General features: G+C 44.7%; 10 protein-coding genes. 3 read left to right on the top strand and 7 right to left on the bottom strand.

Translation table 11 applies throughout. From position 1 onward, the window contains the following. Positions 1 to 8: 8 nt before the first annotated feature. The 6 genes from BM176_RS04650 to pheT all read right to left on the bottom strand — a co-directional run bounded on the left by BM176_RS04650 (position 9) and on the right by pheT (position 6596). Complete coding sequence (locus BM176_RS04650) at positions 9 to 833, bottom strand: purine-nucleoside phosphorylase (RefSeq protein ID WP_090100023.1); 825 nt, start codon at positions 831 to 833, stop codon at positions 9 to 11. A 2-nt stretch (positions 834 to 835) separates the two neighbouring features. Continuing rightward, positions 836 to 1441 carry a 3-keto-disaccharide hydrolase gene (locus BM176_RS04645; RefSeq protein WP_177230296.1) on the bottom strand — a complete coding sequence of 202 codons (606 nt, stop codon included), beginning with the start codon at positions 1439 to 1441 and terminating at the stop codon, positions 836 to 838. A 394-nt stretch (positions 1442 to 1835) separates the two neighbouring features. Next, positions 1836 to 3401: a ribonuclease Y gene (rny, locus tag BM176_RS04640; RefSeq protein WP_090100019.1), complete on the bottom strand. Its 1566-nt coding sequence runs from the start codon at positions 3399 to 3401 to the stop codon at positions 1836 to 1838. Between the two features lie 137 nt (positions 3402 to 3538). After that, positions 3539 to 3832, bottom strand: coding sequence for a cell division protein ZapA (locus tag BM176_RS04635; RefSeq protein ID WP_090100017.1), 294 nt, complete (start codon positions 3830 to 3832; stop codon positions 3539 to 3541). 26 nt (positions 3833 to 3858) lie between these two features. Continuing rightward, positions 3859 to 4167, bottom strand: coding sequence for a hypothetical protein (locus tag BM176_RS04630; RefSeq protein ID WP_090100015.1), 309 nt, complete (start codon positions 4165 to 4167; stop codon positions 3859 to 3861). A gap of 5 nt (positions 4168 to 4172) precedes the next feature. Beyond that, the gene (pheT, locus tag BM176_RS04625; protein WP_090100012.1) at positions 4173 to 6596 is read right to left on the bottom strand and encodes a phenylalanine--tRNA ligase subunit beta; all 2424 of its coding nucleotides are present in this window, start codon (positions 6594 to 6596) and stop codon (positions 4173 to 4175) included. 430 nt (positions 6597 to 7026) lie between these two features. Here pheT and dnaB point away from each other — a divergent pair, with 430 nt between their 5' ends. The 3 genes from dnaB (at position 7027) to BM176_RS04610 (ending at position 10721) form a co-directional block, all read left to right on the top strand. Next, positions 7027 to 8589, top strand: coding sequence for a replicative DNA helicase (gene dnaB / locus BM176_RS04620; RefSeq protein ID WP_090100010.1), 1563 nt, complete (start codon positions 7027 to 7029; stop codon positions 8587 to 8589). 70 nt (positions 8590 to 8659) lie between these two features. After that, positions 8660 to 10015, top strand: coding sequence for an MATE family efflux transporter (locus BM176_RS04615; RefSeq protein WP_090100008.1), 1356 nt, complete (start codon positions 8660 to 8662; stop codon positions 10013 to 10015). Between the two features lie 4 nt (positions 10016 to 10019). Further along, a complete protein-coding gene (locus BM176_RS04610; RefSeq protein WP_090100006.1) occupies positions 10020 to 10721 on the top strand; it encodes an RsmE family RNA methyltransferase in 702 nt (233 codons plus the stop codon). Here the strand turns inward: BM176_RS04610 and BM176_RS04605 are convergent. Further along, positions 10714 to 11805 carry a quinone-dependent dihydroorotate dehydrogenase gene (locus BM176_RS04605; protein ID WP_255373435.1) on the bottom strand — a complete coding sequence of 364 codons (1092 nt, stop codon included), beginning with the start codon at positions 11803 to 11805 and terminating at the stop codon, positions 10714 to 10716. The genes BM176_RS04610 and BM176_RS04605 overlap by 8 nt on opposite strands. Positions 11806 to 11808 lie beyond the last annotated feature (3 nt).

Genomic DNA, 11808 nt, shown 5'->3' with positions numbered 1-11808 from the left:
CATTTTAATCAGAGCTGTTTTATCACAGCTACAAAAAGCTCACTCAGCTTTTTATCTGCTGTACCGGCAACTGCAATGATCTCTTCGAGTGATACCGGTTTCAGATTATCAGGATCACATTCGTCAGTAATAACGGATACAGCCGCACAGGGGAGTTGTAACTGGTTAGCAACTATAACTTCAGGGACAGTGCTCATCCCTACTATATCAGCACCTATAAGGCGCAGGAAACGGTATTCGGCTCTTGTTTCCAGGTTAGGTCCCGTTACAGATACATATACTCCTCCTGTATGCAGGGTTAATCCTTTATCTGCTGCCGCTGTCTTTAACAGCTTTCCCAGTTGCAGATCATAAGGCTGGCTCATATCCGGGAAACGGGTACCGAAAAAAGCCGAGTTCAAACCACGCAGAGGATTTTCAGGCTGCAGGTTGATATGATCATCCAGCAACACTATATCGCCTTTCTTGTAAGAAGGGTTCATACCACCAGCCGCATTGCTCAGCAATAGCTGCTGAATACCAAGGGCTTTCATTACCCGAACCGGAAAGGTGATCTCCTGCATGGAGTAACCTTCATAATAATGAAAGCGTCCCTGCATGGCAATAACAGGTGTATCCCCGATTTTACCATAGATGAGCTGCCCTTTGTGTGATTCCACGGTGCTTTCCGCGAAGTGAGGAATCTGATTATAAGGAATACTTTTTTCTACCTGTATATGGCTTATCAGCTGACCGAGTCCGGTACCTAATACAATACCTACACGGGCCCGATCATAGTTGAATCCTTTTAAGTACGAAACTGCTGTGTTGATCTGTTCTTCCAGTTTATGCATCTTTATTTGAGTTGTGTAATCTTAATGTTTTTCCATCTCACTTTAATACCGCCGCCAGAGTGAATCTGTAAAGCTATCTGTCCTGTTTTCTCTCCGATTTTCGCATCTTTAAGGTTGATCATTTCGTGGCCATTCAGCCAGGTAGTTACATCATCGCCATTCACACGTACTTTCATAGTATTCCATTCTCCCATTTTAAGGTATTGCTCTTTTGTTGAATCCGGCTGTATCAGCCATCCACGGCCATAAGACTCATAAATACCTCCTGTATGCTGTCCGGGAGGAGCTACTTCTGCCTGCCAGCCGGCTATTTTGGTTCCTTCTATAGATGAATGAAAAAACACACCACTATTTCCATTGGCTTCCTGTTTAAATTCTACGGTCAGTTCGAAGTTTTTAAACTCCTTGTCGGTTCCCAGGTAACCATATTCTTTATCCGGACCGCTTTCGCATACCAGGGTGCCATTATCTGCATACCATTTCTCGGTACCGTATATTTTCCAGCCATCCAGGTTTTTCCCGTTAAAGAGAGATTGTGCTTTCTGAGCAAAAGTGGGGGCCGTTGTAATTAACAAGCTGGCAGCAATTATCCAAGTGAGTTTCTTCATAATCTGGAGATTTTATACCAAAAAATACAACAATAAAGAATTTAAAGAGCTTTTATTACGGGAGTAAATATAAAAGATAATTAAAAATGAGTATCTGCAAGATGTTAAAAAGATGCGCTGGTTAAAGAGATTTGAAGTAGGTAACAAGTTGATAGCAAGTTAATAGTGAGTCTATAGTTGCTTCATACGTTGAACATACATTGGACACTCTTAGATTGTCTATATGCGAACTAAGGGTGTCCAACGTGTGTCTAACGTCTGTTCAACGTCTGTCCAGTATATAGACTCACTACGGAGTCGCCTGGAAAAGGTTTAAAAGGTAAGCCCTTAAAAACTAAAAAGAGACACCGTTCAGGATGCCTCTTTTTAATCAAATATGTTATTGCTTATGCTTTTACCTGGCAACGTTCACAGCACGTTTTTCACGTATTACTGTTACTTTGATCTGACCGGGGTATTGCATATCATTCTGTATTTTGGTCGCAATCTCAAAAGAAAGACGGTCTGCATCGCTATCAGTTACCTTATCGCTTTCTACAATCACGCGCAGTTCACGACCCGCCTGGATAGCGTAGGCTTTTTCCACACCTTCATGTGCAAGTGCCAGGTTCTCCAGGTCTTTGATACGTTGCAGGTAGCTTTGCATGATCTCACGACGGGCGCCGGGACGTGCACCACTGATGGCATCACAGGCCTGAATGATTGGGGAGATCACGTATTGCATTTCCATTTCATCATGGTGGGCACCGATGGCATTTACCACCGCAGCATGTTCACCATATCTCTCAGCCAGTTTGGCTCCCAGCAGGGCGTGGCTCAGTTCTGTTTCTTCATCGGGTACTTTACCAATGTCATGCAACAGACCTGCACGTTTTGCCAGTTTAGGATTTAATCCCAATTCGGCAGCCATCACACCACAAAGGTTGGCAGTTTCTTTAGAGTGCATCAGCAGGTTCTGACCATAAGAAGAGCGGAAACGCATCTTACCTACCAGGCGAACCAGTTCTTTATGCAAACCGTGGATACCCAGTTCTATTACAGTTCTTTCACCAATGTCCATTACCTGTTCTTCCAGTTGCTTCTTGGTCTTTTCAACTACTTCCTCAATACGGGCAGGGTGAATACGTCCGTCCTGTACCAGGCGCTGAAGTGATAAACGTGCAATTTCACGGCGTAATGGGTCAAAGGAAGATAATACAATTGCTTCAGGGGTATCATCTACAATCAGGTCAACACCGGTAGCTGCTTCAATAGCGCGGATGTTACGACCTTCGCGGCCAATGATCTGGCCTTTGATTTCGTCGCTTTCCAGGTTAAATACAGTGATTGCATTTTCAATGGTATGCTCTGCTGCTGTACGCTGGATAGACTGGATAATGATCTTTTTAGCTTCTTTGTTTGCTTTCAGCTTGGCATCTTCAATGATCTCCTGGATATGTGATAATGCCTGGTTACGGGCTTCATCTTTCAGACTTTCAATTAACTGATGACGTGCTTCTTCTGCTGTAAGGGCCGCTACTTTTTCAAGGCGGCGGATATGTTCTTCCTGGTGTTTTTCCAGTTCTGTACGCTTCACAGCTACTAATTCCATCTGGCGGTTCAGATTCTCCTTAATCGCCTCATTTTCCTGCATTTGCTTCTGAAGACTTTCAGTTTTAAGGGTTACGCCCTGTTCTTTCTGTTTGATCCTGTTCTCCGCATCTGCCAGTTTCTGGTTCCGCTGCATTGTTTCCTTCTCATGTTCACTCTTCAGTTGCAGGAATTTCTCTTTGGCTTCCAGTAACCTGTCTTTCTTAAGGTTCTCTGCGGTTGTTTGTCCTTCTGCTATTATCTTTTGAGCTTGTAATTCTGCATCCTGTATCTTTTGCTGTGTGCTTTTGGCAAAAATCACTTTACCTAACAAAATGCCTATGATCAAAGCCACCACTGCGGCTATTGTCGTTATTAAGGTACCATCCATACAAAAAATTTAAACTTGATTTATGTTGCATTCCTAGCCACATTCCCATTCCGTGGAAAAGGTAGAGGGTGAGAACTTGATTTGCGAAAATACAAAAATGATGTGTGAAATGATGAGATAATGCGCTGAGAAGCAGATTATTTCAGATGTTCGTCCAACAATGTTTCCAGATGTTGCAATTTTTCCTGTAAAAAGGGAGCCATTCCGGCTTGCTCCTTTCCTCCGCTGGTAACAGGATGGGTGGAATACATGATAAGGGCCATAGCGATATAATCCTGGAGATCTTTGCCGGCATAAGCGGTTTTGAACTCAATGATCTTTTCGTTGACTTCCTTCATGGTGCGGCGCACTTCCTCCTCTTCCTCCGGATTAATCTTAATGCGGTAGGAGCGATCGGCCACTACAATATTAATAGGGATGAGATTTTCCATGTTGTTTTTAGTTGTAGGCGGCTTAACTAGCTGTTCAGCAAGGCGATGCAGCGGTCAATTTCCCGGATATAGTCATTGATCTTGCTCCGCATCTCCTTTTTGAACTCATCATCATCTTCTTTATTTGACGGGGCTCCCTGGGTATTACCTGCAATTTTGGTCATTTGCAGTTTGTTCGACAGGGTAGCGATGGCGTCGTTCTGCGCGCTCAGTTCTTCTTCATTTAAACGGATCTGCTCTTTCAACAATACATTTTCCCCCTGCACCTGCTGTAACTTTCTTACCAGCAGCTGCAGTTTATCCTCAATGCGTTGTATGTATTGCTCTAAAGCCATATTTTTTATTTCCTGATTTCAGCATTCAATTGTCCTTCAAATGCTTTTACCAGTTTTTCCATTACACCGTCAATTTCCTTATCCGTAAGGGTCTTTTGGGCATCCTGGAATGTAAAGCTCACTGCATATGACTTTTTATCAGCACCCAGCTTCTCACTTTCAAAAACGTCAAACAGGTTCAGTTGTTGCAGCAAAGGTGATTTCACCGTTTTGGCGGCTGCTTCCACCGCTACAAACTGTATTTTCCTGTCCAGTACCAGTGCCAGATCGCGACGTACGGCCGGGAACTTTGGTATTTCCTTGTAAAAGTTATTGCTTTTTTGCAGTAATCCCAACACATTCGTCCAGTTGAAGTCGGCAAACCATACTGGTTGTTTGATATCAAACTGTTTAAGCTTCTGTGCAGGCACCGCTCCCAGGCTTACCACCTCCTTGTTACGGATACTGATCTTCCAGAAACCACCGGTTTCAGGTTCACTCCATTGGAGGCCGGTTAAACCCAGCAATTGTAATACGTTCTGTACATAACCTTTCAGGAAATAGAAATCTACCGGTTGAGCTTTATGCAGCCAGCTTTCTGTTTTTTTGGATCCTGTGAGGTACAGGCACAGATGAGGTGTTTCTTCGTATTCGTTTGGCTTATAAGTAGCATAGGTATTGCCGAATTCGAAGAACAACAGGTTCTCGTTCCGCCTGTTCAGGTTATGAGAAACGCTTTCCAGACCGGTTTCCAGCATGGAAGGGCGCATTATATCCAGGTCGGCACTCAGACTGTTGATCATCCTCACTGAATAGGCCAGTACTTCAGGTGTAAAATACTTGCTGTTAGTGATAGAATTGGTAAAAATTTCATTGAAACCGTTGGAGGCGAGATAGTTAGCTGCCTTTTCCCGGATCTTTTCCTTGTCTGGGCGTTGTGCCGGGGCAGGAGTGATCGTTACCTGGGACGGTATTTCGATGTTATCCAGTCCGTCAATACGCATGATCTCTTCTACGATATCCGGTGCCAGGCTGATGTCGGGCTTGCTGTAAGGCACCGCTACGCGGAACTTTTCTGCTGTTTTGGACATCATGGTGAAACCCAGACTGGTGAGGATGCGTTCTATTTTATCAGCAGGATATACTTTACCACTTAGCTTTTTAATATATGCCCAGGTAGTTTCTACCTCTGTTTGTGGCTTTGGAAAAGGATATACATCAATGATGGGAGATGCTATCTGTCCGCCGGCCAGTTCGCAGATCAGTGCTGCTGCACGCTGTAATACGTATACAGTACCTGATATATCCACTCCTTTTTCAAAACGGGCAGCTGCATCTGTACGGAGACCATGCCTGAAAGAGGTGGGGCGGATACTTGCCGGGCTGAAGCAGGCACTTTCCAGAAATATATGTTGAGTATCTGCTGTAACTCCTGAATGGAGGCCTCCAAATACGCCGGCTATTGCCATTGGCTCACCTTCAGCATTGCAGATCATGAGATCGGCAGCATCCAGTTTCCTTTCCTTTTCATCCAGTGTAACAAAAGTGGTGTTTTGTGGCAGATTCTTTACGATCACCTTTTGGCCTTTGATGGCTTTTGCATCAAAAGCGTGCAGGGGTTGCCCCGTTTCGTGCAGGATGAAATTGGTAATGTCTACTATGTTGTTAATAGGTCTTACCCCGATTGCCAGCAGCTTGTTCTTCAACCAGTCGGGCGAAGGCTGGATCTTTACACCGGAGATGGTAACTCCGGAGTAACGTGGACAAGCATCTGTATTTTCTATTGTAACAGTAATTGGAAATGCTTCTGTTGCCTGGGGCAGAGGGGATATTTCCGGTATTAATGCCTTGTGTTGCAGAGTATTCTCTGCATTATTCAGGTAGGCACATACGTCTTTCACTACACCCAGGTGGCTCATAGCGTCCATCCTGTTAGGCGTTAATCCTATTTCGTAGATCCAGTCCTGTACAGGGTTAAAGATCTCTCTTGCCGGTGTACCCGGTTGCAGGGCAGGATCCAGTACCAGGATACCCTCATGACTGCCACCCAGACCGATCTCATCTTCTGCACATAGCATCCCATGACTTTCTTCCCCACGGATTTTGGCCTTTTTCATGGTTAGGGGTTCTCCGCTGGCAGGATAGATGGTAGCGCCGATAGGAGCAACCACTACTTTCTGACCTACAGCCACGTTCGGTGCTCCGCAAACGATATTGAGGGGCTCGCCGTTGCCGGTATTTACGGTAGTCAGCCTTAGTTTGTCTGCATTGGGATGTTGTGCTACGGTGAGCACTTCTCCTATGATAAGCCCTTCCAGGCTACCTTTTACGGATTCAAATTGTTCCAGGCTTTCCACCTCCAGGCCTATACGCGTCAGGATAACAGATAGTTCCTCCGGTGATGGTTTTACCGGCAAATAGTCACACAGCCAATTGTACGAAATAGTCATTTGTATGTTTATAAGTGGCGTAAAGTTAATAAATAAGGACAAAGGGTGAAAAGGAGAAAAGTATGGAATGTGAATAACGTTCAAAAATACACTGTCCGTCTTTCCCAAAACTTATGTGGAAAATCTTTTTGCACAAAGTTTGTGAATATGCGGACCTTTGCCTGGGGATTGAGTGTGCATTTGGTGAATAAGTATGAGTCAGTCAGTGGATAACTGACAAATTGCTGGTGGATAACCTGTGGATGTGGTCTTATAAACTATATCAGGAATCAATCCTTAATAAATGGGAAAATGCGGTTACCTTAGTTTTTCAAGCCCTGAAAAGTTTACAATTTGTTCAAAGACTGGTACAAAAAGAATTGTAAAGAACCGAGGAATTGCCATGACATAACTTTATTTGATTAACTTTTTTAATAGGAATTAACGATAAATGGATCTTAATCTAAAGAAGGACCGCAATGTGCGTCGTAAGCCGTCCGTTGACATCTCATCTATGATGTACGGCAAAATACCGCCACAAGCAAAAGAAATGGAAGAGGCGGTGTTAGGTGCTATCATGCTGGAGAAGGGGGCGTTTGATTCTGTAATAGAAATATTGAAAGGGGAGTGTTTCTACGTAGAGGCACACCAGAAGATCTATTCGGCCATGGCCAAACTGGCAGGTAAATCCATGCCTATAGATATCCTTACTGTAGTAGAGGAGCTCAAATCCCTGGGCGAACTCGAAATGGTGGGAGGTCCATATTATATAACAAGACTCACCAACATGGTGGTGTCTTCTGCCAATATCGCGGCCCATGCCCGTATTATCCTCCAGAAATTTATCCAGCGTGAACTGATCCGCATTTCCGGCGAAATTCTTAGTGAATCTTATGAGGATACTGCGGATGTATTCGATCTCCTGGATTCTGCAGAAAGCAAACTGTTTGAGGTTACCAATAATCACCTTCGCAAGAACTATGATAGTATAGACCGTATTCTGGTAAACACCATGAAGCGGATTGAAGACCTGCGTAACAGAGGAGATGATATTACCGGGGTCCCTTCCGGATTCCCTTCCCTGGATAAAGTAACTTACGGCTGGCAGGCAACGGATCTTATTATTCTCGCGGCTCGTCCTGCGGTGGGTAAGACGGCATTCGCACTGAACCTTGCCAGGAATGCAGCCCTGCATCCCCGGTTCCCGAAAGGTGCTGCCCTGTTCTCACTTGAAATGTCGTCCGGACAGATCGTGCAACGTATCTTGTCTGCGGAGTCTGAAATAAAACTGGAAAAGATTTCCCGTGGTAAGCTGGAAGAATATGAGATGAAGAAGCTGATGACCCACGGTATTGAACGTTTGGCAAAAGCTCCCATCTTTATAGATGATACTCCGGCACTGAACATCTTCGAATTACGTGCAAAAGCCAGAAGGCTGGTACATAACCACGGTGTGGGTCTGATTATAATCGATTACCTGCAGCTGATGAGTGGTTCTGCTGATGGAAAAGGAAGTAATCGTGAACAGGAAATCAGTAAGATCTCCAGGGATCTGAAAGGGATGGCAAAGGAATTAGGTGTGCCTATCATTGCACTGTCTCAGTTAAGCCGTGATGTGGAAAAACGTAAGGACGGTAATAAGATGCCACAGTTGAGTGACCTTCGTGAGTCTGGTGCGATTGAGCAGGATGCGGATATGGTATTGTTCCTGTACCGTCCTGAATATTATGAGATCAACACTAACGAAATGGGAGAATCCAATAAAGGTGAAACCCACGTGCGTATAGCTAAACACCGTAATGGTCAGCTGGATACTATCAAGCTGCGTGCAGTACTGGAGTTCCAGCGTTTTGAAGATGATGGAAGTGTAGATAACCCCGGTAGTGGCGGTGGTGGAAACTCCTATGCTGGTTTCCCAAGCCCTAACGATGGCGCCAATAATGAAGCGAAATTCTTTATCCAGAAGGGTTCCAAAATGAATGACATGGAATTCGAAGAAGACGCACCTTTTTAATAAAATAATTAAAAGGTAAAAAGGGTGTCACGCTTAAACGGGACACCCTTTTTACTTTCCCTGAATAACTATGTGGAAGAAATATCAACAGTATTATAAAGATAATTTCCGTTTAGCCTACCCTGTGGTCATCTCCCAACTAGGGCATACTCTTGTGGCTTTGTCAGATACAATAATCATTGGCCATAAAGGTGACGTACCGCTTGCCGCTGTAGCATTGGGTAGTAGTTTGTTCTCTGTATTTATGGTGATGGGAATTGGCATGTCCTACGGACTTACACCACTTATTGCACAGGAACATGGTCGTGGTAATATTGATGCCTGTGGTTCCCTGCTGCGGCATAGCTTAGTCATTAACCTTATATTGGGATTAGTTCTCTCTACCACTATTATTATCGGTAGTAATTATCTGCATCTGCTTCATCAGGAAGCCGATGTACAGGAACAGGCACGCCCTTTCCTGCAATTCCTGGGTGCTTCGTTTTTTCCGTTGATGGTTTTTCTCAGCTTCAAGCAGTTTGCAGAAGGATTAGGATTCACGCGCCAGGCCATGAATATCAGCATTGTGGGAAATGTACTCAACATCGTTTTAGGAATTATATTGGTATACGGATTTAATATGGGAGTGGTTGGAGTAGGTATTGCCACACTTACCGACCGTTCACTAATGGGTATTGCCATGGCCTGGTATGTACTGAAAAGCCCCCGCTTCCGCCAGTATATCCGGCAGTTTGGACACTGGCAATTATCCGGCGAGGCCATAAAAAAAATACTGGGCATCGGTACCCCTGTAGCCTTGCAATATATTTTTGAAATCAGTGCCTTTAGTGGTGCTATTATTATGGCAGGATGGATAGGTGCGAAAGAACAGGCGGCACACCAGATAGCTATCAACCTGGCTTCCATCACTTATATGATGGCGAGCGGCATTTCTGCGGCAGCGGGTATTAAAAGCGGGAATCACTTTGGTGCCATGCAGTTTAAAGAGCTGCGCTTGTCTGCCATTGCCAGTTATCATATGGTATTAGCAATGATGAGTACTACAGCATTTATCTTTATGCTGAGTTGCCGGCTGCTACCCTTGATGTATATCAGTGATTCCGCAGTGGTGGACATTGCTGCACACCTGATCATTATCGCTGCCTTTTTCCAGCTGTTCGATGGTACGCAGGTAGTTGGGCTTGGTATTTTACGCGGAATGGGAGATGTGAAGGTGCCTACCATTATTACCTTTCTGGCTTACTGGGGATTAGGATTGCCGGTAGGTTATTTCTTTGGCATCTACTTAAATTTTGGCGTCCAGGGTATCTGGTGGGGATTATTACTGGGATTGCTTACGGCATCAATCCTATTGTTTTTCAGGTTCCAGCATAAGACAAAGAAGGCTATCCTTGAAAATGATAATTTTGCAGCAATTAACGTGTAAGGATATGTTTTACGCAAAAGATATTTCTCCGCAGGCAGGCACCTATACAATGGATGAGCCAACATCCAAATATTGCATCCAGGTATTACGGCATACCGCCGGAGAAGAAGTATTGCTTACAGACGGTCGTGGTGGCCGTTATACAGCAGTGATTACAGATGATAACAGGAAGAAATGTGTACTGAAGATTACGCTGTATACGTTAATCCCGCCGGTAACAAATCCGGTACGTATTGCCATTTCTTTTACCAAAAATACATCACGTATAGAGTGGTTCCTGGAAAAGGCAACGGAGATAGGGGTGCAGACAGTGATTCCATTGATCAGTCAGCGTACGGAAAAGGAAAAATTCCGGGCAGATCGCTTTGAGAATATCCTGGTAGCAGCCATGCTGCAATCGCAACAATACTATTTACCTGAACTGGCGGCACCTGCCACTTTTGATAAACTGATTCAGCAACCCGGCGCCAGCCAGTTATTTATAGCACATTGTTTACCGGAAGAAAAGGCCCATTTGTGGCAGGCCATGCAGGCAGGAAAAGATACATTAATGTTGATAGGCCCAGAAGGTGATTTTACGCCGGAGGAAATTACAGGCGCCCTGCAACAGGGTTTCCGGCCGGTATCACTGGGAAATACCCGGCTGCGTACGGAAACAGCCGGGGTAGTAGCGTGTACTATGATGAATGCAATAAATGTTATTTAAGTCCTTCACAGATCTTCTTCACAATAGTAGGGCCTTCATATATAAAGCCGGTATACACCTGTACCAGTGATGCGCCCGCATCCAGTTTTTCCTGTGCATCTGCAGCTGTGAAGATGCCGCCTACGGCGATGATAGGAACATTGCCACCGGTATGCTGATGAATGTAGCGAATTACTTCCGTTGCCCTTTCCTTTACAGGCAGGCCACTTAATCCGCCGGCACCGATAGCTGTCACTTCACTTTCAGGTGTTTTCAAACCTTCCCGGCTGATGGTGGTATTGGTGGCTACAATACCAGCCAGTTTAGTTTCCTGGATTATCTCTATGATATCATCCAGCTGACTGTTGGTAAGATCCGGTGCTATTTTCAGCAGGATAGGTTTAGGTTTGGACTTAAGAGAATTCAATGTTTGCAGATGATGCAACAATTGTTTCAATGGTTCTTTTTCCTGTAATGCCCGCAGGTTGGGTGTATTGGGAGAGCTTACATTTACAACGAAGTAGTCTACCACATCAAATAGGGAATGGAAGCATTTTTCGTAATCGCTGATCGCTTCATCGTTAGGTGTAAGTTTGTTCTTGCCAATATTACCGCCTATGATAATATCCGACCGTCGTTTTTGCAGTCGTTTAGCTGCAGCCACAGCCCCCCCGTTATTAAAGCCCATCCTGTTAATGAGGGCTTTATCTGCCGGAAGACGGAATAAGCGGGGCTGATCGTTCCCCGGTTGAGCAATTGGTGTAACCGTTCCAATTTCCACAAATCCGAATCCCAGGCTGGCCAGTTCGTCAGTGTATTTAGCATCTTTGTCGAAGCCCGCCGCCAGTCCTACAGGGTTTTTAAATGTTAGTCCCCATAGTTGTCTTTCCAGTCTTTTATTTGCCGGCATACAAAAAGTGTGCACGAGCTTTTTCCCCATCGGCAGATGATGTAACACCTGCAGTCCTTTCATTACCTGGTAGTGAATTTGTTCCGGCGGGAAGCGGAACAATATTTTTTTGATAAGATTGTACATGCGGGCACAAAGATAATATACAGAACGTTTGGGGGTATGAAAAAAAGCGTTACCTGTTGCCACATGCATAAA

This window comes from Chitinophaga sp. CF118, assembly GCF_900112615.1.
Taxonomy (GTDB): Bacteria; Bacteroidota; Bacteroidia; order Chitinophagales; family Chitinophagaceae; genus Chitinophaga.
This window is presented reverse-complemented; position numbering and strand designations above follow the sequence as displayed.